This is a genomic window from Microcoleus sp. LEGE 07076, from assembly GCF_015207455.1.
Lineage (GTDB): Bacteria > Cyanobacteriota > Cyanobacteriia > Cyanobacteriales > Microcoleaceae > Microcoleus.
Window position 1 is genome coordinate 1 of sequence record NZ_JADEWV010000092.1, and the last position, 24,486, is coordinate 24,486.

Below are 24,486 nucleotides of genomic sequence, written 5' to 3' on the forward strand. Positions count from 1 at the left end.
GAGCAGCAATCGCTGCATCTTCTTCTGCATCTGTTGACATTTCTACAAAACCGAAGCCGCGAGGGCGACTGGTTTCCCGGTCGGTAGGTAGATGTACTCGCTTAACGGTTCCGTATTCGGCGAAGACGGTGGTGATGTCTTCTTGGGTAACTTGGTAGGATAAGTTACCGACGTATATCGACATGAGGAATAACTCCAAAATTTAGACAGTGCAAAGATTTCAGTTTCGGAGAGTTCCCTGCCGATACAGAAGGGCAAGTTTTTAGACAATTCTGTAGCAATGAACAAAGCCTGCAACCGAATCTGATACACTTGGGATTTTAACACAGAATAGTGTCTTTTGAATAGGTTTGGGCAGTGAATTAGGTCGTTACAATTAAACGTGAAGTTTTTAGCGATTTAGAAACCCGGTTCCTTGGTGTGATGCTTTGTCAGGTGGCAGCACAGACAAGACTGTTGTTGGGCCGGCTGACTACCGCACGAAAGATACGTCCACCTTCCCAAAATTGGTACTCAAAGCTAGATTCAGGTTTTCTAGGGCTTTGATTAACCACGCTACGCCTTCTCGGGTACAAAGTTCGTAGTGACCGAACAAAATTGCCAACCGCTTTTCTAGATAGGGCTTGACTTTGCTACAAATTAGCACGATTTTCAGCAGCAAACCTGTGGTTTGGGTGGCTCCGAGGTTGGAGATCAGGTCGATGAAGACAAAGTGGTTGGGCCGCGCTGGACTCTCTACTACTAAAAAGTTCAATAGTTGGCTGCAAGTTCTGAGCATTAAAAATTCGTTGAATTTGCGATCGTCGTTGTGGGGAAAGGTGTTTTGTAGTAGGTTATACAATTTTTCGCTAAATTGACATTTGCCGTAGCGATCGTCGGTGACGGAAGAAATCAGGTATTCGTACAAGTCGTCTTTAAAGGAGCCGTAGGACTGGTTTGTGGTGGTGTTCGCCCTGAAGCGCCCCGCTAGCTGTCTGTAGGTATCGGCTCCTTCTACTTTTCCGACAAATTGCTTGAGGGCAAAGAACAGTTCCGGGTCGCTCAACAAGGTCGGATTTTTTATATGCTGTATATTCCTGCCGAAGGAAAGTGAGGTTTGTCTCCTGGCTATTTGGGCTTTTCTCACTTGGTGAGCGACGTATTGCGAGAGGTCGATTTCAAATTCCTGCTGCTTTTGGGCTTGGATTTTTTTAATGATTGTCTGCTGTTCGTAGGTGCTGTCGTGGCTGAGGAGGCAGTGTTTGTAGAGGTAAGGGTATCGAGGAATTAAGCTTCCAAGGGGTAGGGTGGCGGGGGTTTTGGTGTTGCTGCTGTCTTCATTGCTGTGGCTGATGACTTTGGCTAAGCGTTTGAGGGCTAGGTACTGTTCGCTTTCGGTAAATTGATTTACTAATTGGGGGATGGAGTGAACTGCGCGCGATCGACTGTATCCAATGACTATTTTTGGGGCTTCTTCAAACACAGCGATTAATTCGGGGATGGCTGCTTGCTTGCTGGGGTATGTTTGCCAGCGGTTGATCGGGATGTGGCAGCAGCGGTTGAGGATGTACTTGAATTCTTGTTGGGCGTGTTTTGAGGCTGCTATTTTTTCGAGTGCGTCGGTGATGGTGCGATCGGGATATCCGATGCCGTGGATAAACAAAGTACGAAAGCGGCCGATCAGTTCGGCCGGCTGCTCTACTTGTACTAACTCTAGCCAGTGGTTGTAAAGTAACTGTTCTGCTTCGTGGCTTTCTCTGTTGTAGTCGTTCACTGTTGATTAACCCTCCGAGGATTTGAGACGAGCTTTAAGCGCCATTGGTTTGTTGAATTGGCAGATGAAGCACCACAATTGACTCTACCTAGCTTCTTGCCGGACGGGGCGCGAGGGGTGGAAGCGGTGAGCACAGACAACAGTCGATCGATATTTTTTGCTTAGTTAAACTAAACTATTTACCAACACCACTATTACATGAATTGCTGGCAATCAGCAAGGCCTAAAAGTACCATAAATTTTGTAAAGTATTGGTAAAAATGGGGAACATCTTAGTTTGGTATTTGTAGTGCGAGCTTAATATCTCGCTGGCGGATATATCTACCAGCGAGCGGGGAGGATCGCTGGCGGGTTAAAACAATGCTTTTTGTCAAGGCCAGATGCTTCCTAAAAATGTGGGTTGGTTGGATCTGAGATGTTGCACTATTCTCAATAACAGACCCGATGGACCTGTTCCACAATAAAATTGATCTCTTGTGGAACAGGCCCATCGGGCCTGTTTCTAAACAAGTAATTGATGTTGGTGCAAGATGTGAGTTCGATCGGATTTCTGGTTGGGCGGACGATTTAGTATAATGATTGACTTTGACAATCCTCGCCTGCCACTCTCTGTCATATCATGTTCGATCGATTACCAACTGTAAAAACCTTACTTATTGCGGTCAATCGACCAGACATGATATCATACTGTGTTCGATCGGCGATTGGGGATGGAAATGACTGATGGCTACCAGGGTTGGGAACCCCGGCTTCATCGGTTGGATTCTTTGAGTGAAAGTGGTGTTAATTAAATTTGAGGAGGGGCGAGGTAGGATTAGCTGTGAAAATAATTATTTGAAATGTGAGTGCTGCTAATATGGTCTGTCGCGTAAGTATCGCCCGACTTGCTGAAATTTTAACTGTACCTTTGCCTGTGGTGTCTGAGGGCATTTTGACAGTTGTAGGGACAGCTATTGCTACAGATACGCGCACTCTTGATGGGGGCGAAGTGTTTTTGGCGCTGCGGGGAGACAATTTTGACGGGCATAAATTTGTGGCTAAAGCCCGGGATTTGGGGGCGATTGCGGCGGTGGTCGATCGCGATTGGCAAGAGGAATTGCCTAATTTTCCGCTGTTGCGGGTTGACGATACTTTAAAAGCTTACCAGGCGATCGCCCGTTGGTGGCGCGATCGATTCAGTATACCGATAATTGCTGTTACTGGTTCAGTAGGGAAAACTACTGCTAAAGAATTAATTTCAGCGGTTTTATCAACCAGCGGAAATGTTCTGAAAACTCAATATAACTACAACAATGAAATTGGAGTCCCCAAAACTCTGTTGGAGCTTTCACCGACCCACAATTATGCTGTAATTGAAATGGGAATGCGCGGGCTAGGAGAAATTGCGCTGCTATCACAAATTGCGCGTCCGAGTGTTGCGGTAATTACTAACACTGGAACGGCTCATATCGGGCGATTGGGTTCGGAAGAGGCGATCGCAATCGCTAAATGCGAACTGTTAGCAGAAATGCCTGCTGAAAGTATTGCTATTCTCAACCACGATTCTGACAGATTAATCGCAACTGCGGCCAAAGTTTGGCAGGGAAAAACTTTAAGTTACGGATTGGAAGGCGGTGATTTGTGCGGGGAATTGCTGAATAATGATACAATGCTTGTAGAAGGTGTGGAATTGCCGCTACCCTTGGCTGGAAGGCACAATGCTGTAAATTATTTGGCGGCTTTGGCGGTAGCAAAAGTTTTAGGTATTGATTGGGAAGTTTTAAAGCAAGGTTTGTCGGTGGAGTTACCGGATGGACGGGCGCGTCGCTACGATTTGCCGAATGATATTGTAATTTTAGATGAGACTTACAATGCTGGTTTGGAGTCGATGTTGGCGGCTTTGAAACTGTTGGCGGATACTCCGGGAAAGCGCCGGATTGCGGTGTTGGGAACGATGAAGGAATTGGGCGACAGGGCGATCGAATTTCACCGACAAGTGGGAAGGGCGGCGCGAGATTTGAAGCTTGATGCTTTGTTTGTGTTTGCAGATTTTGAGGAAGCGGCGGCGATGGCGGCGGGTGCGGCTGGTTTGCCTTTTGTGGAGGTAGGAGATATTACGGCCCAAAAGGGGCGGGAAGATTTAGCAAAGCGGTTGGTGGAGTTTGTTGAAAAGGGCGATCGGATTTTATTTAAGGCTTCTCATTCGGTTGAGTTGAATCGAGTTGTTGAGAAAGTTAGAGCTGATTTGGTGGGAGAAGAATAGAACCAACACAGCTAACTGAGAACCGCTATATACTGCTTTCCATCGTACCACAGTTATCATTATCAACATACAAAAACCCGGCTGCTTCAAACAACCGGGTTTGTGAATATTGTTGCTGCATTTTCAACTGCTTAAATTCCGCTCAAGTAGGCCATCACAGGAGCACTTTGCTGCTGCTGCGCGATCGCTAAAAGCCGCTGAATCCGCTCTTCGGTAGAGGGGTGAGTGCGGAAAAGTGATTGCAAACCTTGAGTGGAAAAAGGATTCACAATTAGCAGCGGCGACATCGCCGGATTCCCGTGCATCGGAATTTCACGGCTCATTTTTTCCAATTTTTGCAGGGCGTTTGCTAAACTGATCGGGTTATTGGTAATTTCCACCGCACCACTGTCGGCTGCAAATTCCCTCGTCCGAGAAATCGCCAATTGAATTAGCGTTGCTGATAGCGGTGCTAAAATGATTAAAAACAGCAAACCAAATGGATTTGGGCCTTGTCTGCTGTCCCGCGTCACCGGGCCGTAAAGTGCTCCAAATGTCAGAATTCGCCCCACAAATGTAATCGCACCGGCGATCGTCCCGGCTACTGCTTGAGTGAGAGTGTCGCGGTTGCGAATGTGCGTTAGTTCGTGGGCTAATACGCCTTCCAATTCTTCCCGGGAAAGCAGATTGATAATGCCTTCGGTAACTGCAATTGTCGCGTGTTCCGGGTCTCTTCCTGTGGCGAATGCGTTGGGAGATTGAGTCGGAACTACAAAGATTTTGGGTACGGGAATTTCGGCTTTTGCGCTCAGCGATGCTACGATATCGTAGATTTCGGGAGCTTCGCTGCGGGCGATCGGGCGGGCGCGGTAAGCCATCAAAGCGGCGGTATCGGAGTAGTACCAAGAGCTAAAACTGCTGAAGGCGGCTAGGGCCAAGCCGATGTACAGTCCTTGCTCGTTACCGATTAAATAATAGCTTCCCAAGACGAGAAGACCGCTGAGAAGCCCTAGTAGAGCTGCTGTCCTGATGTGATTTGTTCCTTGCATGGCGGGTTGAGGGCGATCGCGATTTTTTTTATTTTTGAGCTTGTTTATTAGATTTTCATATTTTCGGGCGATCGCGCCTCTATCTCCCGAAATAACTGCTGCCGCCAATAGTAGTATTTTAGATCATTTCCGGTTACACCGTCAGGTGATGTTGACTGTTGACGGTTGACTGTTGACGGTTGACGGTTGACTCGATTTTATTATTGCGATGAAGACAGGATTTGATATTACCTGCTCAGTCATCAAAAGAAGTGGTCGGGCGGCAGGATATGATATCATTTCCGGTAACACTCATACATGATGTTGACTGTCAACCGTTAGCAGCCAAGCGCGCAGGTTTTTGTCAACAAACCCGGTTTCTTTATATGGGAGTCCTGGATTCAACAAAATAAACGCAGACAATCTTACCTTCATCTGCGTTTACCTGCGTTTATTTGCGGTAGAATTCTCCAACCCTAAGCCGCTTGCACTTGCTTTTCCTCAACAGCAACAGGTTCTTGATATACTGTTTGAGACTCGTTGGCCAAAAATTCTGCTAATTGAGCTTCAATTTCATCGCGGACAATTTGACGGTATTCCAGAAAATGCTCGTTGTGAGCACACACTGTTAAATAATGGTCCCAAACTGCGGGATTGCGTCTGAGAATGCTGAACAAATGATGCCAGAACTTCCAGCGAGTTTGGCGCTTGAATCCTTGCCGCCAAACCACAGTTAGCAGTGCCCGCAAATCGATTAAACTGGGAACTCTAGCGGGTATATTTGCTGTCGGTGCACCTAACATTAAGAAATGGCGATAAGTCCGGTCTAAATATTTTTCAGCATCGTACACTTCGCAGAATGCCTCAACATATTCGCGGGCGATATCTTCGAGAGGGCGCGTCGGAATGAAGTTCATCAAAGTAGTCTGGTTGAGGTTGCCAGATTTGTCACGCAACCGCCCTTCTTTTGCTAGTCGGTGGGACAATGCAGTGTGCGGCAAAGCTTGCAGCATTCCAAAGGTTGTGCTGGGAATGGCGGCTGCTTCGGCAAACTGGACAATCCGCTGACCGGCGCCGGGTTTTTCGCCGTCGAAGCCGATGATGAATCCGGCCATTACTCGCAAGCCTGTTTTCGCGATTAACTCTACTGATTCGATTAGGGAATTTCGGGTATTTTGGAATTTTTTGGTCATTTGCAGGCTTTCTTCGTCGGGAGTTTCAATTCCGAGAAATACTGCGTTGAAATTGCAGGCCACCATCATCTCCATCAATTCTTGGTCTTGGGCTAAATCGATGGATGCTTCTGTGTTGAAAGTAAAGGGGAATTTGTGTTCTATTTGCCAGACTTCTAAGTCTTTTAGCAATAGTTTGACGCTGCGTTTGTTGCCTATGAAGTTGTCGTCTACCATGAACACGCCGCGCCGCCAGCCTAAGTTATAAAGGCAGTCTAATTCTGCTATTAGTTGTTGGGGTTCTTTGGTGCGGGGTTTGCGGCCGTAGAGGACGATGATGTCGCAGAATTCGCACTGGAATGGACAACCTCTGGAAAATTGAATTGACATCGAATCGTAGGCGTCTAATTCCAGCAAGTCGAAGCGGGGAACTGGGGTTGTGGTAACATCTGGTTTTACGCCGTCCGATCGATACATTCCACTTTTTTCGCCGCGCCCTATTGCTTCGACGAACATTGGTAGGGTGATTTCGCCTTCGTCGAGAATCAGGTAATCTATGCCCGCGGCTTGGGGTTCTTCGGGTACAGAAGTCGGGTAAGGGCCGCCACAAGCTACGGATTTACCGCGACGTTTTGCTTCGCGAATGATGTCTAGCAAATCTTCTTTTTGCACGATCATTGCTGAGAGAATGACGAGTTCGGCCCACTCCCATTCTGCTTCGGTAATTTGTCTGATGTTGCGATCGACTAACTTAAATTCCCATTGTTGGGGTAAAATAGCTGCTACTGTTACCAAACCCAGCGGTGGCAGCAGCACTTTACGATCAACTAATTCTAGGATTTTCTCGTAAGACCAAAATGTTTTCGGAAACAGCGGGTAAACTAGGAGAACTCGCATTATATGTTAAACCTCACATCAGTAAACAACTTGCGATCGGGCTGGCGGGGCGTGAGAGTTCGATCGGCTCTCAAGACTTAATGTTAAGGCTAAAATTACGATCTTGCACTCAATTGAATATCTGGCGAGGGGTCACGCCCCCTAACACAAAAATAATGGGCGCAATTTTTAGGTTGCAGTTTCCTGTTAAAGTTAGCAAATGCTGATATCTTATCGTATTTAACCCTTAATTGACGATAATCGCATTGAAAAAGCATCGGATTCAGACAAAAAAGAACTTGAAAAACTTACATTATTCGTAAAATGCGCCTCGGCGCACCCTACACATATCTGGTAAGGTACACATTGGCGTTCCCTCTTTTGACGGACATCGGACTGATGACGTTGTACGGAAAGCTCGGAGGCGACAGCAAAACATGACGTTGGACTAATGACGTTGGACTAATGACTAATGGCCTACTTTACATTTTTGCCGGGAATCCCGCTAGTTCTTAACATATCCGCAACTGTGCCGCAGTAACTCGGCATTCCGATGCTTTCGGGATTCACAAGATTTTGATAGGTAAAATGGCGGTAGCTGATGCAAAATCTGTCCCAAGCTGCAACCTGAATTCGGAACAGCCAAATAAAGAAATCTGCCAACCAAGGCGACAGAGTAATCCGAAAAAATATGTTTTTATGCAAATACTGGCAAGCTTGTTCTACCACTTCGTTAGCTGTAATCGCCGGATTTCCTAGCACAAAATGTCGCGGTTCCTCGGAAGCAGGCGAATGTTCAACTAAATAATTAACTACTTGGGCAATATCTGCACCGTGGATGAAGTGAAAGCTTCCATCTGCCTTGAACCAGCGAATTAAACCTATCCATTTGGCAACAAGTGGCAAACCGGATGACAGGTGAGAAACAGGTTTTTCTGCGTCTCCTCCCAATACTAATGTTGGGTAAAGTGCGGTAATTGGAGGCACATTTGTCAAGGTGGATAATTGCATCATGCAATCGTATTTCGACCGAATATAATCTGTTCCTAGTTCGCCTGCTTCTTTGAGCAAGTTGTTGTCTCTACCGAGTATGCTGGCTGTTGAAAAGTAAATTATTTGCTGGCAGTTTTGGGGCGAAAGTAGTTGAATTAGGTGGAGAGTTTTGGTGACGTTGACATCAAAAACTTCTTGGGTTCCTCCCCAAGCTGTGGCGGCTAAAATTGCTACGTCTATTGTTTGCAGTAGTTCGGAATGGCGATCGATATCTCGCATATCGCCTTGTATGATATGGATTCCGGGGCGGGCTTTCCAGTCAAATTTTAGCTTTTCGGGGTTGCGAACTAAGAGGTAAAGTTCATGGTTTGTCTCTTGAATCAAAGTTTCGGCCATGTAGTGACCGATACAGCCACTTGCACCCGTCACAAAAATTTTTTTGGGGTTCATTTTGCCGGAGGGGAAGAGGGGAGAATTTGAGGATTTTTAGATGGTAGGGGCAGGGCATTGCCCATTAGTGACTTAAGCTTGAAACCCATGATAAATCTCGCTTTTACCTAAGTCTAGATCCCCCTCGCATCCCCCTTAAGAAGGGGGACTTTGAGCGCTCGGGTTCCCCCCTTATTAAGGGGGGCTAGGGGGGATCGAGGCCTAATCGTCAAACAGCAGATCGAGACTACGCTTGACGTTAAGTTGACACTAATAGGCATTGCCGTTTTCCTACAAATATCAGGTGCAATTAACCGGAATTCGATCTGATTCTACAATCGAATTAAATTTAAGCAGCAACTGCGAGCAATTTGTCGGCTTGTTTTGCGGTTTCAAAGAAGAAACGCACGTTGTCTTCGGGAGTTCCCGGTAACACGCCGTGTCCTAAATTGAGGATGTGTCCCCGATCGCCCGCTTTGCGAATTGTATCAAGAATTCGATCGCGAATAAACGCTTGAGAACCAAACAACACACCGGGATCGAGATTTCCCTGAACCTTCATGTTCGGGCCCAAACGCCGGCGCGCGTCGGCCATATCAACCGTCCAATCGACACTGACGATATCAGCGCCGGAGGTTGTCATCCGTTCGAGGATGCCCGCACTGCCGCTGACTAACAGAATTAGCGGGGTGTCGGGATGGGTTTTTTTAACTTGGTCAAATACCTGTTTTTGGTAAGGTAAGGCGAAGGTGTCGTAGTCCTGCGGGGACAGTTGGCCGGCCCAAGAGTCAAACATTTGCACTACTTGCGCGCCGCAGTCGATTTGATAGCGAACGTAAACGGCGATCGCATCGGCGAATTTTGACAGCAACTGATGCAGTAAAGTTGGATCGGAAAATGCCATGTTTTTGATGATGGCATAATATTTTGAACCTTTGCCCTCAACCGCATAGGCCGCCAGCGTCCAGGGCGCGCCGACAAAGCCGAGCACGGTGGATTTGTTGCCGACTTCCGCGCGCAGGGATTGGAGGATTGTTTTGATAAACGGCAAGCTTTCTTCCGGGTTCAGCGGTTGCAAGTTGTCGATTTGCTCTTGAGTCCGGATGGGTGCGTCGATAATCGGGCCTTTGCCTTCGGCGATGTCCATCTCGATGCCCAAACCGGGCATGGGTGTGACAATATCGGAAAACAGAATTACGCCGTCGGGTTGAAACGCGCGCCATGGCTGAAGGGAAACTTCGATCGCCACTTCGGGAATTTCGGAACGTTCGCGAAACGAGGGATATTTTTCTCGCAAATCTCGATAAGCCTTCATGTAGCGGCCGGCTTGGCGCATCATCCACACAGGCGGGCGGTCTAGGGTTTCGCCGCGGGCTGCCCGCAACAGTAAGGGAACTTCATTTAATGCTGACATTTTAACTTTTCTCTACCTTAGATATTTCAATGCCTTTGGTAGCTTAGCACTGTGCGATCGTCCTTTTTGACAAAAAATTCATCCGTCCGCAGTACATATATATGTATGTATAGCCTTTCTGTGCTCTTATATGAGGTACTATCCGGGATCTGCCAAACCGACCAAACCGGGCAAACCGGGCGGTATATGGCATACCTCACGACGCGATCGAACCGCTATACGTGCATTCGGACTGACGGGGGGGAAGAAACCGGGGAAAGATGGACGAAAATACGCGCGTTGCAGCCGGCATATCCGCTAAAAAACCCGGTTTCTTCGCGCACAAATGTGTAAATGCCGTGTATCTTTGACTGCGAAGCACGTTCATAGGAATTGGCCAAACAGGCCAAACAGGCCAAACAGGTAATGAGTAATGGGTAAAGCGAGGATTCACATCCAGGCTCTCACTGGTTAATTTAAATCTCAAAGCAATTACCGATGCTTTTAGGCCCGGGCTCGCAGTCAACAGTCAACAGTCAACAGTCAACAATGCCGGAGCAGTGCAACCAGAATTGAGCTGATTTGTGTTTAGATATCAGGCGCGAAGGGGCCCCTACAAGCTCCTGCTTAATTAACCGGAGATGATATCGAAATCAATCAGCGAAATGCTTGATAATTGCATCCGCAAACTCAGAACACTTAAGTTCTGGTACAGGCGGCTCCATCAACCTTGCCAAATCGTAAGTAACTTCACCATTAGAAATGGCCGCTCCCAAACCCTTCTTAATCAAATCTGCCGCTTCCTGCCATCCCATATATTCTAACATCATCACCCCCGACAAAATCAGCGAACCTGGATTAACTTTATCCAAACCCGCGTGTTTCGGTGCAGTACCGTGAGTTGCCTCAAAAACTGCACATTCATCGCCAATATTCGCGCCGGGGCCCATTCCCAATCCGCCGACAATTGCCGCCGCCGCATCGGATAAATAATCTCCGTTTAAATTCATGGTTGCCAAAATTGAATACTCGGCAGGTCGGGTTTGAATTTGCTGAAAAATACTGTCAGCAATTCTGTCATTAACCATGATTTTTTCTTGCCACTGGCCGCTACCGTGACTGTCCCAAATTGCAAACAGAACGTCGGCAACTTCTTGGCGAATTTTGGCTTGTTTTTCGGGAGTCAAAGCATTGTATCCCGGATCTATTTGGCGGGCATTGTCTTCTAAACTAATATCGGGATTGTGTTCTTTGTTGCCGAGAATCCAAGATTCTCTTTCGGTGACGCACTGGTTGCGAAATTCGGTGGTGGCCAATTCGTAGCCCCAATCTCGGAAAGCTCCTTCGGTGTATTTCATGATGTTGCCTTTGTGCACCAATGTTACTTGCTGCTTGTCTTTTGGCAACCGCAAAGCGTGGGTCATTGCCCGCCGCACTAAACGTTGAGAACCGCTTTTGCTAATCGGTTTAATTCCTATTCCAGAATCGAGACGAATTTGTTTTTTGCCGTGTTCTGGTGTTGCGGGAATTAACTCATTGTTGAGGTATTCAATTAGTTTGATGCCGATTTCGCTGCCTTGTTTCCATTCAATTCCCAGGTAAATATCTTCTGTATTTTCCCGGTAAATAATTACGTCTAGCAGTTCGGGAGTTTTGTGCAGCGATGGGGTTCCATCGTAATATTTGCAGGGGCGCACGCAGGCGTAAAGGTCAAAGATTTGCCGCAAAGCTACGTTTAGCGATCGAATTCCGCCACCGATTGGGGTTGTCAGCGGCCCTTTGATGGCGACGCCGTATTCTTTGATGGCGTCTAGGGAATCTTGGGGCAAATACTGGTAAGTTCCGTAGACATCGCAAGCTTCGTCGCCTACGTAAATCTTGAACCAGTTAATTTGGCGCTGGCCGCTGTAGGCCTGTTCTACAGCAGCATCCATGACTTTTTGGGATGCCGGCCACAAGTCTACGCCGGTGCCGTCGCCACGGATGAAGGGAACGATCGGATCGTTGGGGACGATCGGCAAACCGTCTTTGAATGTAATTTTAGAACCAGTTGTCGGGGCTACAATCTTTTCGTACATATATTAACAGTGCGGATAGCAATGTTCCCTATTTTGCCACGATTATACCAGAAGTCATTAGTCATTAGTCATTAGTCATTAGTCATCAGTGCTGTCGCCTCCGAGCTTTCCGTACTACGTCATCAGGAAGAAGGTTATAACGGCTTCGCGAGCGGGTGAAAAGAAAGAAGAAGCGATCGCTGTCACGAGCTGGCGATCGCAAATTTTCAAGTAAACTTAATAAAGTAGCAAAAATAGCAGAATTTTCTCTGAAGTATTCCCATCTATTTTTCTTGCCTAGTGTTCGGGATATTGTTGAAGCAACTCACAAGGGTGATTGATTGTACTCGCAGATACACCATATTCCATGTAGGTTAGGTGAAGTACGCTCGTAACCTTGTTTCTCTATAGCCCATCAGTAGACAAATCTAAAACTGTAAACAAACCCGGTTTGGGGATTGTACTTGATCAACCTGGAATACAGTGTAAAAGCAGATTGTTTTGAGGATTTGGCAAGCACCAATAAAATTTGGACGTTGTTCTTTCCAGAAATATAAGAATATTTTCTTAGTGCTTTTTCCTTCTGCCTTCTGCCATTTTTCTTGCTTCAGCCTTTATTTTCGATATTTTTCCTTCTGCATATTCTTCTTGACAAGCCACAAAATAAAAGCAATGACAATAGTCACAGCAACTATCTTAGAAACCGGGCCGAGATATTCATCTACAAGGTCGTAATTTGCACCCAGTTTATATCCGGCAAAAGTCAGGAAGCTTACCCACAAAATTGTGCCGCCTGTTGAATAAAGTAAAAATGGGATTAAAGGCATATTGTTGATGCCAGCCGGTAGCGAAATCAGGGTACGAACTCCCGGTACTAGGCGACACAAAAACACGGCTTTGTTGCCGTGTCTGTTAAACCATCTATTTGATTTGTCAATATCAGCGCCCGATACAGTTATCCACTTGCCGTATTTGTCGGCTAAATTTCTCAAGCGTTCTTCGCTCAATAATTTACCCGCATAGTACCAGGGAAGTGCTCCCAGAACGGTCCCGATCGTCCCTGCTGCGATCGCCGGCGCCAACTGCATATCGCCCTTGGATGCGGTGAATCCTGCCAGGGGCATAATCAATTCTGAGGGGATGGGGGGGAAAAGGTTTTCCAAAAACATCAAAAGGCCTATTCCCAGATAGCCCATCGACTGCATTGTGTTAGTTATCCATTCAACCATTTTGATTTAATAATTTGGTAAGAAGAAGTTATTAGTCTGTTGACTGTTGACTACTAAGAGGGCGGGCAGTCTTGGCACCGCCCCTACTGACTGTTGACTGTTGTCATTGCTCGTTCCCAGGTAGAAACCGGGAACGAGCATACTATGATTAAGTTCCCGAAGTCCAAGAGTTGGTGTACTCAATTTGCTCGGCTGTCAATGTATCAATGTGAATGCCCATTGCTTCCAATTTGAGACGGGCAATTTCTTTGTCCACTTCCACAGGAATTGAATGAATACCAGGCTCTAGTTTGCCTTTGTTTTTGACTAGATATTCAGTGGCTAAAGCTTGGTTAGCGAAGCTCATATCCATGACGGCGCTGGGGTGTCCTTCGGCTGCTGCCAAGTTGATCAAACGGCCTTCGCCCAACACAATAATCGACTTGCCATTGTTGAGGCGGTATTCTTGGGTGAAAGAGCGGACTGTTTTCACGCCGGTGCTTTTTGCGCCGAGGGATTTGAGGTCGATTTCAATGTCAAAGTGACCGGAATTGCAAACCATTGCGCCGTCTTTCATGGTGTCGAAATGTTCGGCACGAATGACGTGTTTGTTGCCCGTAACGGTGATGAAGATATCTCCGACTTTTGCGGCTTCGTCCATTGGCATGACGCGGAAACCGTCCATCACTGCTTCGATCGCCCGAATCGGATCGATTTCGGTGACAATTACGTTAGCGCCCATGCCGCGGGCCCGCAGTGCCGTCCCTTTGCCGCACCAGCCGTAACCGGCAACTACAATATTTTTACCGGCTAACAAGATGTTGGTAGCGCGGATAATGCCGTCTAGGGTAGATTGACCGGTGCCGTAGCGGTTGTCAAAGAAGTGCTTGGTGTCAGCGTCGTTGACGTTCATCGCGGGGAAAGTCAGCACGCCATCTTTCAACATAGCGCGCAGGCGCACGATGCCGGTGGTGGTTTCTTCGGTGGTGCCGATCAAGTCGGAAATTTGGTTGGGGCGGTGCTGGATCAGGGCTGCTACCACGTCGCTGCCGTCGTCGATGATGATATTGGGGCGGTGGTCGAGGGCTATGTTAACGTGGCGTTCGTAGGTAGCTGCGTCTTCTCCTTTGAGGGCGAAGACGGAAATGCCGTAGTCTTCAACTAAGCAAGCGGCTACGTCATCTTGGGTGCTCAAGGGGTTGCTGGCGATCAGTACGGCGTCGCCACCGCCGAGTTTGATGGCGATCGCCAAATGAGCGGTTTCTGTGGTTACGTGGCAGCAAGCAGCCAAGCGAATCCCAGCAAAAGGCTTTTCTTTAGCAAAGCGTTCTTGAATTTGCCGCAAAACGGGCATTTCCCGACCAGCCCACTCGATGCGTTGCTTGCCCAACGGGGCGAGGGACAAGTCCTTGACTTCGTGTTTAATCTTGACGGATGTAGCTACCATGTATGTTATTTCTGAGAAAGCATCAAACTTTGTTAGTTTTAGCAGATCAACCTATCGGCGGGCAAGTGGTGCGATTTTATTCGATCGTGACTGGCACTGCTAATCTGAAATTTTGATTGTGTTCGATCGACCAATTTGCGATCGCAGCATCCGGGCTTCACCCGCACAGCAGAGTCAGTTTATTTTAGATTAAATAATTGAATAATCAGAGATTTACTCTACAGATGGATCTGGGCAGAAGTGTTGAACGCTTATTTATCGGATTCTGAAAATAGACATATGAATCCTATAAACTGCTGATTTCAGCAATTGAAAATAATTTTCTTGAATCAGTGAATATAGCTATTTTTTCACACATAAAAGCTGGCAAGTATCGTAACTAATCTAACAGTTGATTCCCAATATAATCGCGAACTTCAACCAACTAAAGCAACAAATAACAAATTAAACAAGCAAAAATTTGGCTCTTAATCACCTTGGTATTTTAGTAATTAAACGAGCCAAATTTAAATGCATTTCTAATAAATTCCACAGCAATTCAATCTGGCATCGTCTTCGATAAATTTCTCCAATTTATTCATTAGTGTATGCTAATTCTCCTGATTAGGCAAATTAGTCACGTACCTACCTACTTATGTGGAGTTATCAAGACAAATGGAACAAGCACAGCAAAAAGCCGATCGCCTATCAGAAAAACTGCGAGAAATGGGGATAAATCCTGAGCAAATTTGAAACTGAATTATCTCTACAACGGTTTAATTTAAAAGGAGTTACCCACTCCGACAAAGAAACCGGGTTTTTTCCGAATCTGCCACAGCAAAGTATTCTCGTAAAAACCCGGTTTCTGGGCTCCATGCAAACCCTTTTAAACTCAAGCCGGAGCTTTATCTAAAGGTTCCACTTGGGCGAGGTATTTGTGCAGTTTGTCGCCTTCAACTACTTCAGTTTCCAACAGTTGCTGCGTAATTGTTTCCAACAATTCCCGATTGGCTTTGAGAATATCCAAAGCGTGCTGGTGTGCAGTTTCGACAATTTCTTTGACTTCTTGGTCGATCGCCTCAGCAGTTTGGGCACTCACCGCGCGGCGGGCATTTCCCATACCGTCATTGAGGAACATTGCTTGTTGACCGCGATCGTAAGCCAGAGGCCCCAAAACCTTGCTCATCCCGTAAGTTGTCACCATTCTCTCGGCTAAATCTGTGGCCTTTTGCAAGTCGTTGGAAGCGCCGGTAGTGATGCTGCCGAAGACGACTTCTTCAGCCGATCGCCCTCCCAACAGTGTAGCAATCTGACCGCGCAATTCCGACTCATCCAACAAGAAACGATCTTCAGTCGGTACCTGCAACGTGTAACCCAGTGCAGCCATACCGCGGGGGACGATCGAAATTTTTGACACTTCGCCGCCGCCAGTCATCACAGCGCCAACCATCGCGTGCCCGACTTCGTGGTAAGCGACAATCTTTTTCTCTTTTTCATTGAGCACCCGGCTCTTCTTTTCCAAGCCAGCTACAACGCGCTCAAAGGCCTCAAAAAAGTCTTCCTGTGCCACAGTTAGGCGCTTGTTGCGGGCAGCTAGCAAGGCAGCTTCATTGACCAAATTTGCCAAATCTGCGCCCGAAAAACCGGGGGTGCGAGCGGCGATCGCCTTCAAGTCGATATCCGGGCCCAACTTCACCGTTTGAGAGTGAATGTTCAAAATTGCTTCGCGGCCAGATAAATCCGGGCGATCGACCAAAACTTGGCGATCGAAACGGCCCGGGCGCAACAAAGCAGCATCCAAACTTTCCGGGCGGTTAGTTGCAGCCAGCACAATTACCGTAGTATTGCCAGCAGCAAAACCATCCATTTCAGTTAATAATTGATTGAGAGTTTGTTCCCGTTCGTCATTCCCGCCGTACATACCGTTACTGCTGCGAGATTTGCCGATCGCATCCAACTCATCTATGAAAATAATACAAGGTGCTTGCTTTTTAGCCTGCTCGAATAAATCTCTAACCCTTGCAGAACCAACACCAACAAACAGTTCCACAAACTCCGAACCAGAGATGCTAAAAAACGGCACGCCCGCTTCACCAGCCACAGCTTTTGCCAACAGCGTTTTGCCAGTTCCCGGAGGCCCGACTAACAGCACCCCCTTCGGAATTCGCGCCCCAATTGCCGTAAAGCGATCGGGAGTTTTCAGGAACTCAACAACCTCTACCAATTCAGTTTTAGCTTCCTCTACTCCAGCCACATCAGCAAAAGTAATTTTCGCCGATTCACCTTCGACATAGACCTTAGCTTTACTTTTGCCGATCGACAGCGCACCCTGCGGTCCACCACCGCCCCGGTTCATGAAAAATTGAAAAATCGCCACAAAAATCAGCGGCGGAATCACCCAGCTCAAAACACTGCCGATCCAGCCATTTTTAGAAGGAGGAGTTGCCGCAAATTCAACACCTTTCTCTTGTAAAAGTTTAGGCAGATCCAAGTCAAAAATCGGCGTAGTTGACAGCACTTGACCGGGTTTATCGCTTTCGCCTTTGAGTTGGTAGCGAATTTCATTCTGACCTACCGAAGCTCGAACTACATCTTGTTCTTGGACTTGATGCACGAACAAGCTGTAAGGAACTCGCGGAATTTGCTCCCCGAACAAATTGGGCAAAAAGATGTTTGCCAGTAGAAACAAACTTGAGAGCAATAACAAAATATTGCTAATTTGCCTAAAACGAGGTAGTTGGGGCTGGTCTTTAATAGCCATTGAAAACTATCATCCTTGAATTTTAGTTAGTTTAATTCATTTATTTTGTCATTAAATAAGTACGCAGTGTCCTGGCGGATTTCCTCACTCGATCGGTCGGTTAACCGGGCAGCAGTGATTTAGGATTAAAAACGAACCGCGAAGGCGCGAAGACACAAAGGAAGAGAAGAAGAGAATAGAGTTATAGTTGTTAGTGCTTAGTTGGTTGATAGTGATTTTGTGGTTATTACTAATGAGAATTTAATCGGGAAAAACATCGTAGCTATCCCGTAGGAAATCGAGATCGATCCGTGATGAATCGCTCGCGTTCATCCTTCAAGAAGGAGATGTTAAGATCCACGATTCCAAGTCGAAGGGCTGAACTGCTTGAATGCGTTGGAAGTCTCGATCTGCTGTCACAAGAGTAAGTTGATGCTGGATTGCAACGACGGCAATCCACAGGTCATTTTCGCCGATTCCCAATTGCCTCATGTTGGTTCTACGGCGTTGGGCTTTGTCTTTTGGGGCGTAGCGATCGAAAACTGTGGCTTTGAGGTTGCCGTAAATTGCGGCAGTGGTTTCGTCGATCAGGTAGATGTATAGTCCAAGCAGAAAACGTTGAACTAGGGCAAGATTCGCCTGTCGCTGCTGCGAACGCGCCGCCATATCAATCAGTTCACCTTTGACAATGGTACAGGTGGCGATCGACTCATCCCCAAGGTTTGCAAGAATATCTAGTATTTGAGTGTTGCCTACGAGAGCATAGCTACAGTGGTTGGTGTCGAGGAGAAACATTATTCAAAAGGATTGGGGCTGTAGTTAAATTCGGCTTCGCCGCGTGAGTTTTCGGCGATTTCTAGACATTCTTGGAAGTCGTCGCCTGACCAAGTGCCGATCGTCTTGAGGTGAGCGAGGAGGGATTTAGCAGATGTGATAGAAGGTTTGGTGGAGAGAAAATTCACGAAGGTGAGCGCTTCAGCAAGCCTTGTGCTGGGCAAAGCTTCGATGGCTTGGAGGAGTTGTTCTTTAATGGTCATTATGGTTTGGGGTTCTTGTTTAGGGAGGCTCGTTCTTTTATTTTAGGCGATCGCCGATCGGAAAAAATAAAGATCGATCGCTCTGCGATCGATCCTCCTCTATAGGATTACTGGCGATCGCGTTTACGCGGTTTTGTCGGTTTTATTCGGCTCATCTTGCGGCAACGCTGTCAGAATAATTTTAAATAACAGCGCGATCAGAAATGGTAACCAGCCTGATGTTGGAGCGCACAAAGTCCCAACGCCAACCAGTGCAAATCCAATTACTTCGATCCATTTCTTAGGCATCATAATCTCCTTATTTCGTTTTTTTTCCATAGCGAGATCGCTATTTAGGTGTGCATTTGTGGCAACGCTAAATAACCGTACAAAAACCAAAAAACCGGGACGAATTGGCGTCCCGGCGTGGATTTAGTTATTTTATTTTTGATTTGTTTATAATTTTAAAGTTTCTCTTTGGCCTTGTCAAGCGTTTCGAGCATTTGATCTTAGAAATCCCCGATCTCCTCCCGGAATCCCTCGATCGCATACTTCAGAAACTTAACGCGCCCCAGAGCAATGCGAGTATTGCCTATCGCCCCAAATAGATTTACTTTTCGCTAACCGCCCGAGACATTCCTCGCAAACTCTTCGCGTCCCGACATCAAATTAGCTGGAATGCCGTTAGGGAAATTTTGGGCGATTAAAGCTTGCAACTTTTGAACTCGGTTTTCAGGATTCGGGTGAGAGCTCAAAAATTCCGGCGCTGCTTCACCTTTCCTAGCAGCACCGAGAATTTTCATCACCTCAACAATACCTCTAGGATCGTAACCGGCTTCCGTCATAAACCGAAAACCGAGCCGATCGCTCTCAAGTTCATCCGATCTACCGTAGCGCAAACTAACAACTTGATTGACAGCTTGAGCAATTAATGCAGCCTGCTGGCCACCACCGCGCTCGTCGCTAGCGGCCACCCCAACCGCCGTTACCAAAGCTCTTCCCAACTGCTGTTTTGCCAAGTGTTCCGCAGCGTGGCGCCCGACAACGTGACCGGCTTCATGTCCCAGTACAGCAGCCAACTGAGCCTCGGAATTCAGCCGCCGCAGGAGTCCGGCGGTAATGAAAACTTGTCCTCCGGGGAGAGCAAAAGCATTGACAGTTTGGGGGTCGCGCAGCAGGTGGAATTGAAACGGATAACCCGCTTTTTTCGCCTCCGAACCGTTGACAACTTTTTCTCCGACTCGATCGACATACTGCTGAATTGTTTGGCCGGGATAAAGTCCCCCGTATTGAGCCGCCATTTTGTCTCGCGCCTGCAATCCCAAAACTACCTCTTGGCGCGGAGAAAGCTGCACCCGCTGTTTCTCTCCAGTTACGGGATTTTCTACACTGCTGGTAAAATAACTGATGGCTCCAAAAAATGCCATTAACAGCCCGATCGCCGCGCGGAATAAAAATTTGTTCACAGGCCTTTACCTAAAAAGTTTAGCCAGTACGATGCCATACTGACAGCTCCATATACATCTGTCTGAAGTATTAATAATGCAAAGTTATTTGAATTTTTTGGGGATGATTTGCGAAGCAGGCTTTTTTAAACTAACCGTTTTTGGGAATAAGAACAGGCGAGACGCAGGGCGGTTTCATGTTCCCAAAAACGAGGTTTTTGTAGGGGTAGTGTCCGCGTGCCTACCCCCGCCACCAATTATCGAACGGGCGTTTCAGGCATCGAAGGGCCGGCACGGGGCACGGCCCCTACAAAGAATGAAACAGCCCTGAGACACCTGTTCCACAAAGTTTGTGCAGGGTGTTCGCTGAGGAGGAAATTTATACAGTAGCGTGCACCCTACTTCAGAAATGCTTTAAGATTATCTCCCAATTCCCAATGACCAATTCCCAATGACCAATGACCAATGACCAATTCCCAATTCCCAATGACCAATTCCCAATTCCCAATTCCCAATTCCCAATTCCCAATGACCAATTCCCAATGACCAATTCCCAATTCCCAATTCCCAATGACCAATTCTCTTCTTTTTTCACAATATGTTCCAAGCTACCCGCCGCCGCCTCGCTATTTGGTACACTGCCGTTACTGCTGTATTGTTGCTGGTATTTGCTACGGGTTTCTTTTTCTATGTTCGCAATACTTTAATCGATCGCATCGACGACACTCTCAATCATGTTGTGGAAGTAGTAGAGCGAACTCTTGTTATTGAACCATTAACTTCTCCTGCTACTAAAGCTAAAACCAAGTCGCAAGTGAATATTCAAGCCAGTTTTCGAGACAGCAGCGATGCCGTAGAAGATGACCACATTGATTTAGAATGGTTCAGTCCTACGGGGGAATTGCTGTGGTCTACTTTGTCGGAACCGCTAAATATTCCGATTAACGCTAACCGCAGCGGCGAAACCGTTTGGGTAATTAACAATAAGTCGCAGTCGGATCAAAACTATTCCCTCAGACAAGTTACGCAGCGAGTGGAAATCGGCCGCCAAGTTTTGGGGTACTTGCGAGTCAGCCATCCTTGGTTTGAAGTGACAAAACCGATCCGACAATTAATTTTCGATTTGATTTTGGGTGCGGGTTTAACTCTAATTGGCGTGGCGGCTGTTGGCTGGCTGCTGTCGGGATTAGCAATCGAACCGGTGCGGGAATCTTACAGCCGTCTCAAACAGTTTACCGCCGACGCTTCCCACGAACTGAGAAATCCGATCGCCACTATTCAAACTAACGTGCAAGTAGCTTTGGCAGAACCAGATATTGAACCGCAACAGCACCAACAGCTACAGGTTATCGAACGCCTGACGCGCCGTTTGGGCCGGTTGGTTGACGATTTGCTATTTTTAGCCAGACAAGACAGCGGTATCGTGCAGCAGCAGTGGGTTGATGTTCCCCTCGATGCTTTGTTGATCGAAGTAATTGAAGAACAACAGACTACCGCCACAGCTAAAAATCTGTCTCTTTCCCTCGAAATAGTCGATTCGCCCGATACTGAAGATAAATTTACAGTCTCAGGCGACTGGGATCAACTAGCCCGACTGTTTACCAATCTCGTCAGCAACGCCGTGCAGTACACGCCATCAGGCGGAGAAATTCAAGTAGAATTGAAGGTTGCAGCTAAAAAAAAAAGAAACTCGTCAGCGATCAATTCTGCACTGCAAATTAAAGTAACAGACACCGGCACCGGTATTTCCCCCGAAGCGCTACCGCATTTGTTCGATCGATTCTACCGCGCCGATCCCGCCCGCACCCACCGCAGCAGCGCCGGTTCGGGTTTGGGATTAGCCATCGCCAAAGCCATTGTCGAAAACCACGGAGGCCAAATCCGGATAGACAGCCAAGTCGATCGGGGAACCGCTGTCACCGTCACCCTCCCCGCCCACAAATCAGCAGAAATCAGCCTCTAAAAATCCTCTCTTCCAATCTTCCCATCTTCCCCTTCTCTGCGCCCTCTGCGCCCTCTGCGGTTAAAAAAATCTACCCCTCAAACCTTGATTCTTCCTAACTCACACTCAAACACAACTATTAAAATTCAATTCCGGCATAGATTACCATGCTATTTGTTAGAAAATCTCGATCGAACTTGTGAGGAGTTATTTATGTTTCGCCCCAATCTACCGTTCAAAAAAATCAGCTTGCTAGCAGCCACCTGCGGCGGTTTACTCGTCAGTCTCGCGACAATTTCCCAAGCAGGCGGTCCCCCGCCCCAAACAGGAAAACCCGTTTCCCAACCCACTCCCGCGACTGAAAAGCCCGTCAGCGAACCGATGCCCGCCGAGAGTCCCAGCCCCAACGCAATGCCTGCCGCGCCCGCAGACGCGCCTCCCCGCTTCCCGATGCCCGCTGCCCGAGTTACGCCTGCCGAAGGCATGGTAGTAATTAAACTGGTAAATACCACCAATGCTCCGATCAATTATCAAGTCCTAGGCGTGACCCAACCGCGCACTCTGGGCGAACAATCGGAAATTTTGCTCCAAAACCTCAAAGTACCGATCACCCTCACCTACCAGCGCCCAGACGGCGGATTGCTGCTGGTTCGGCCCCAAGCAACCGCGATGCCGGGAATGTTGCAAGTCAGTTTTGGGGCGACAACCGACTTGGGCACCGATACTAAATCGTTAGAAATTCAGGAGGATGGAAGGGTATTTTTAAATTAGTCATTAGTCATTAGTCATTGGTCATTGGTCATTGGTCATTGGTCATTAGTCATTAGTCATTAGTCATTAGTCATTAGTTTAGGACTTACGCAAGCGCTGTCAGAAACCGGGTTTTTTACGATCGTCTTTCGTGGCAGCCCGCAAATTAGGTAAAAAACCCGGTTTCTTGGGTTTCAATGCGTCCAGGACTGTAGTTATTGGATGGCAATTACCAATTACCAATGACCCCTGCTCAAATGCCCGCTGACTGCTGACTAATGACTGCTGACTAATGACTACTGATTAAAAGGCAAGCCCTGATTAATTAAATCAATTTCCTCCTGTTCCCTTTCATTGATTTGACCGATATAAGACTTAAGAATTTGGGCCAGACGATTGTTGTAAAATCTGTGCAAACTGTAGTTAGGCATCGCTGGAAAACCGCGCCGTTTTTTGTGCCGCCCGCCCGCACCAGGATCGAAGGTTTGGATGCCTTGATTGATCGCCCATTCGATCGGTGTATAGTAACAAGCATCGAAGTGCAAGCAGTCAATTTCCTGCAAACTGCCCCAATAACGCCCGTACAGCCGATCGCCCTTATACAAACAAAACGACATACCCACCGGCACTGTGTCATTTTCCTTGTCGTAAGCAGCTACAAACAAAACTCGATCGCGATAATTGTGGTGCAACTGTTCAAAAAATCGCTTAGTCAGATACTTGCTGCCCCACCAACCAAATTTATCGCAAGTATTCTCATAAAAAGCATACATTTGAGCAAACATCGGTTGGGGAATTTCATCGCCCGTCAGCGTTTTTACCAACAAACCAGCTTGATCAACAGCCTTGCGTTCGCGTTTGATATTGCGGCGCTGGTTGGCATTAAACGCGCCTAAATACCCGTCAAAATTTTGATATCCTTGATTTTGCCAAATATAGCTGTGGTGCAGCCAAGTGCTGAAACCGCGGTTTTCCATGCGCTGTCGCCATTCTGGATCGACATACAGGAAATTGCAGCCAGAGATATTGTGGCGATCGCAAAAATGGTCAATCGCGCTTACCATGACATCAGTTAACTGATCTTCATCTTCGCCTTCAGCAATCAAAAACCGATAGCCTTCAGCAGGAGTAAACGGTGTCATTCCCATCAATTTGGGATAATATTGAACACCCAAACGTTGGGCTAAATCCGCCCACTGATTATCGAACACAAACTCGCCGTAGCTGTGGCTTTTGACATAAAGCGGCGCGGCAGCAATCAACTGTTTGTCTCGCCACACAGTCAAGTGATGCGGCAGCCAACCAGTTTTACCTGACGCGCTACCGGAGATTTCGAGATTGTTGAGCCAATCCCATTCCAGAAACGGAGTTTTTAGTGGCATCGCCAAGGCATCCCACGAGGCTTGGGGGATTTCCGCTATTTTGCTAATCCAGGCTACAGAATATTGAGTTTTTGGCTGTTCCAGCATAGGAAATTTGTGCGTAGAGCGATCGAACTTTATTTAAGTTAATACAATTATTCGATCGCCGGGAATCGCGAGTAGTCAGAAACCGGGTTTTTGGCAACATCTTCAATCGCAGCCACCAGATTCAGCAAAAAACCCGGTTTCTTGGGCCTTGATGTTATACCTGCGACGATCGATCGACCTTATAATGCAAAAATACCTCTTGTCCCACCTGTTTCACCGCCAAAAGTTGCAATTTTGGAGCCAAATCCGCCAAAAAACCCTTACCCTCAACAGGAGTCGGTGCATCCGCGCCGCCCAAAATTAACGGGCACACCGTCAACCAAAATTCGTCTACCAAGCCCGCAGCCAGCACAGAAGCTACCAGTTTCCCCCCGCCCAAAATCGCCAACTGTTTGATACCCAAGCTTGCTAGCTGTTGAAACGCATCAATCCAATCAATCTCTCCACCTGCGGCGGTTTTAGCATACACCGTGCGATCGAACATCGAACATCGAACATCGAAGGAAGAAGGAAGAAGGAAGAAGGAAGAAGGAAGCAGGAAGAAGGAAGAAGGAAGAAGGAAGCAGGA

At 47.2% G+C, this 24,486-nt stretch carries 21 protein-coding genes; 4 read left to right on the forward strand and 17 right to left on the reverse strand.

Translation table 11 applies throughout. The features are described from left to right. Together IQ270_RS16240 and IQ270_RS16245 are read right to left on the reverse strand one after the other, a co-directional pair. Positions 1 to 184 (reverse strand): RNA recognition motif domain-containing protein (locus IQ270_RS16240; RefSeq protein ID WP_368670125.1); only part of this gene is annotated, 184 nt, incomplete at its 3' end. Between the two features lie 288 nt (positions 185 to 472). Then, positions 473 to 1,753 (reverse strand): hypothetical protein, encoded by a 1,281-nt coding sequence (locus IQ270_RS16245; protein WP_193974199.1) that lies wholly within the window; start codon positions 1,751 to 1,753, stop codon positions 473 to 475. 856 nt (positions 1,754 to 2,609) lie between these two features. Here IQ270_RS16245 and murF point away from each other — a divergent pair. Next, positions 2,610 to 3,995 carry a UDP-N-acetylmuramoyl-tripeptide--D-alanyl-D-alanine ligase gene (gene murF, locus IQ270_RS16250; protein ID WP_193974200.1) on the forward strand — a complete coding sequence of 462 codons (1,386 nt, stop codon included), beginning with the start codon at positions 2,610 to 2,612 and terminating at the stop codon, positions 3,993 to 3,995. Between the two features lie 131 nt (positions 3,996 to 4,126). Here murF and IQ270_RS16255 read toward each other — a convergent pair whose 3' ends face one another. The 4 genes from IQ270_RS16255 to hemE all read right to left on the reverse strand — a co-directional run bounded on the left by IQ270_RS16255 (position 4,127) and on the right by hemE (position 9,886). Further along, entirely contained in the window at positions 4,127 to 5,023 is an 897-nt protein-coding gene (locus IQ270_RS16255; protein ID WP_193974217.1) for a M48 family metalloprotease, read from the reverse strand. Positions 5,024 to 5,478: 455 nt separating this feature from the next. Beyond that, complete coding sequence (locus IQ270_RS16260) at positions 5,479 to 7,071, reverse strand: B12-binding domain-containing radical SAM protein (protein WP_193974201.1); 1,593 nt, start codon at positions 7,069 to 7,071, stop codon at positions 5,479 to 5,481. Positions 7,072 to 7,527: 456 nt separating this feature from the next. Then, positions 7,528 to 8,493 carry an NAD(P)-dependent oxidoreductase gene (locus IQ270_RS16265; protein ID WP_193974202.1) on the reverse strand — a complete coding sequence of 322 codons (966 nt, stop codon included), beginning with the start codon at positions 8,491 to 8,493 and terminating at the stop codon, positions 7,528 to 7,530. A 328-nt stretch (positions 8,494 to 8,821) separates the two neighbouring features. Further along, positions 8,822 to 9,886, reverse strand: a complete 1,065-nt coding sequence (gene hemE / locus IQ270_RS16270; protein WP_193974203.1) for a uroporphyrinogen decarboxylase — start codon at positions 9,884 to 9,886, stop codon at positions 8,822 to 8,824. A 186-nt stretch (positions 9,887 to 10,072) separates the two neighbouring features. Between hemE and IQ270_RS16275 the strand changes: the two genes are divergently transcribed. After that, positions 10,073 to 10,219 carry a hypothetical protein gene (locus IQ270_RS16275; protein WP_193974204.1) on the forward strand — a complete coding sequence of 49 codons (147 nt, stop codon included), beginning with the start codon at positions 10,073 to 10,075 and terminating at the stop codon, positions 10,217 to 10,219. 299 nt (positions 10,220 to 10,518) lie between these two features. Here the strand turns inward: IQ270_RS16275 and IQ270_RS16280 are convergent, their stop codons facing one another. From IQ270_RS16280 to IQ270_RS16320, 9 genes are all read right to left on the reverse strand, one after another. Next, positions 10,519 to 11,943 carry an NADP-dependent isocitrate dehydrogenase gene (locus IQ270_RS16280; RefSeq protein ID WP_193974205.1) on the reverse strand — a complete coding sequence of 475 codons (1,425 nt, stop codon included), beginning with the start codon at positions 11,941 to 11,943 and terminating at the stop codon, positions 10,519 to 10,521. Between the two features lie 593 nt (positions 11,944 to 12,536). Then, entirely contained in the window at positions 12,537 to 13,151 is a 615-nt protein-coding gene (locus tag IQ270_RS16285; RefSeq protein WP_193974206.1) for a DedA family protein, read from the reverse strand. Between the two features lie 148 nt (positions 13,152 to 13,299). Then, the gene (gene ahcY / locus IQ270_RS16290; protein WP_193974207.1) at positions 13,300 to 14,577 is read right to left on the reverse strand and encodes an adenosylhomocysteinase; all 1,278 of its coding nucleotides are present in this window, start codon (positions 14,575 to 14,577) and stop codon (positions 13,300 to 13,302) included. An 871-nt stretch (positions 14,578 to 15,448) separates the two neighbouring features. After that, positions 15,449 to 17,317, reverse strand: coding sequence for an ATP-dependent zinc metalloprotease FtsH4 (gene ftsH4 / locus IQ270_RS16295; RefSeq protein ID WP_193974208.1), 1,869 nt, complete (start codon positions 17,315 to 17,317; stop codon positions 15,449 to 15,451). Between the two features lie 315 nt (positions 17,318 to 17,632). Next, a complete protein-coding gene (locus IQ270_RS16300; RefSeq protein WP_193974209.1) occupies positions 17,633 to 18,091 on the reverse strand; it encodes a type II toxin-antitoxin system VapC family toxin in 459 nt (152 codons plus the stop codon). Beyond that, positions 18,091 to 18,333 (reverse strand): DUF2281 domain-containing protein, encoded by a 243-nt coding sequence (locus IQ270_RS16305; RefSeq protein WP_193974210.1) that lies wholly within the window; start codon positions 18,331 to 18,333, stop codon positions 18,091 to 18,093. Before IQ270_RS16305 ends, IQ270_RS16300 begins: the two co-directional genes overlap by 1 nt. A 123-nt stretch (positions 18,334 to 18,456) precedes the next feature. After that, a complete protein-coding gene (locus tag IQ270_RS16310; RefSeq protein ID WP_193974211.1) occupies positions 18,457 to 18,651 on the reverse strand; it encodes a hypothetical protein in 195 nt (64 codons plus the stop codon). Positions 18,652 to 18,932: 281 nt separating this feature from the next. Then, positions 18,933 to 19,778, reverse strand: a complete 846-nt coding sequence (locus tag IQ270_RS16315) for a M48 family metalloprotease (RefSeq protein WP_193974212.1) — start codon at positions 19,776 to 19,778, stop codon at positions 18,933 to 18,935. Between the two features lie 382 nt (positions 19,779 to 20,160). Further along, positions 20,161 to 20,352 carry a hypothetical protein gene (locus tag IQ270_RS16320; RefSeq protein WP_193974213.1) on the reverse strand — a complete coding sequence of 64 codons (192 nt, stop codon included), beginning with the start codon at positions 20,350 to 20,352 and terminating at the stop codon, positions 20,161 to 20,163. Positions 20,353 to 20,355: 3 nt separating this feature from the next. Between IQ270_RS16320 and IQ270_RS16325 the strand changes: the two genes are divergently transcribed. Both IQ270_RS16325 and IQ270_RS16330 read left to right on the forward strand, forming a co-directional pair. Beyond that, on the forward strand, positions 20,356 to 21,720 hold the full coding sequence (locus tag IQ270_RS16325) for a cell wall metabolism sensor histidine kinase WalK (RefSeq protein ID WP_193974214.1): 1,365 nt from the start codon (positions 20,356 to 20,358) through the stop codon (positions 21,718 to 21,720). A 192-nt stretch (positions 21,721 to 21,912) separates the two neighbouring features. After that, positions 21,913 to 22,470, forward strand: a complete 558-nt coding sequence (locus IQ270_RS16330) for a hypothetical protein (protein WP_193974218.1) — start codon at positions 21,913 to 21,915, stop codon at positions 22,468 to 22,470. 275 nt (positions 22,471 to 22,745) lie between these two features. Here the strand turns inward: IQ270_RS16330 and IQ270_RS16335 are convergent, their stop codons facing one another. Then, positions 22,746 to 23,918, reverse strand: coding sequence for a GNAT family N-acetyltransferase (locus tag IQ270_RS16335; RefSeq protein ID WP_193974215.1), 1,173 nt, complete (start codon positions 23,916 to 23,918; stop codon positions 22,746 to 22,748). A 154-nt stretch (positions 23,919 to 24,072) separates the two neighbouring features. Then, a partial coding sequence (locus tag IQ270_RS16340; RefSeq protein ID WP_193974216.1) for a dihydrofolate reductase family protein occupies positions 24,073 to 24,486 on the reverse strand: 414 nt, incomplete at its 5' end.

Coding starts and splice junctions, on each gene's coding strand:
- murF (WP_193974200.1), top strand. CDS start 2,610: ATGGTCTGTCGCGTAAGTATCGCCCGACTTGCTGAAATTTTAACTGTA.
- IQ270_RS16255 (WP_193974217.1), bottom strand. CDS start 5,023: ATGCAAGGAACAAATCACATCAGGACAGCAGCTCTACTAGGGCTTCTC.
- IQ270_RS16260 (WP_193974201.1), bottom strand. CDS start 7,071: ATGCGAGTTCTCCTAGTTTACCCGCTGTTTCCGAAAACATTTTGGTCT.
- IQ270_RS16265 (WP_193974202.1), bottom strand. CDS start 8,493: ATGAACCCCAAAAAAATTTTTGTGACGGGTGCAAGTGGCTGTATCGGT.
- hemE (WP_193974203.1), bottom strand. CDS start 9,886: ATGTCAGCATTAAATGAAGTTCCCTTACTGTTGCGGGCAGCCCGCGGC.
- IQ270_RS16275 (WP_193974204.1), top strand. CDS start 10,073: ATGGCATACCTCACGACGCGATCGAACCGCTATACGTGCATTCGGACT.
- IQ270_RS16280 (WP_193974205.1), bottom strand. CDS start 11,943: ATGTACGAAAAGATTGTAGCCCCGACAACTGGTTCTAAAATTACATTC.
- IQ270_RS16285 (WP_193974206.1), bottom strand. CDS start 13,151: ATGGTTGAATGGATAACTAACACAATGCAGTCGATGGGCTATCTGGGA.
- ahcY (WP_193974207.1), bottom strand. CDS start 14,577: ATGGTAGCTACATCCGTCAAGATTAAACACGAAGTCAAGGACTTGTCC.
- ftsH4 (WP_193974208.1), bottom strand. CDS start 17,317: ATGGCTATTAAAGACCAGCCCCAACTACCTCGTTTTAGGCAAATTAGC.
- IQ270_RS16300 (WP_193974209.1), bottom strand. CDS start 18,091: ATGTTTCTCCTCGACACCAACCACTGTAGCTATGCTCTCGTAGGCAAC.
- IQ270_RS16305 (WP_193974210.1), bottom strand. CDS start 18,333: ATGACCATTAAAGAACAACTCCTCCAAGCCATCGAAGCTTTGCCCAGC.
- IQ270_RS16310 (WP_193974211.1), bottom strand. CDS start 18,651: ATGGAAAAAAAACGAAATAAGGAGATTATGATGCCTAAGAAATGGATC.
- IQ270_RS16325 (WP_193974214.1), top strand. CDS start 20,356: ATGTTCCAAGCTACCCGCCGCCGCCTCGCTATTTGGTACACTGCCGTT.
- IQ270_RS16330 (WP_193974218.1), top strand. CDS start 21,913: ATGTTTCGCCCCAATCTACCGTTCAAAAAAATCAGCTTGCTAGCAGCC.
- IQ270_RS16335 (WP_193974215.1), bottom strand. CDS start 23,918: ATGCTGGAACAGCCAAAAACTCAATATTCTGTAGCCTGGATTAGCAAA.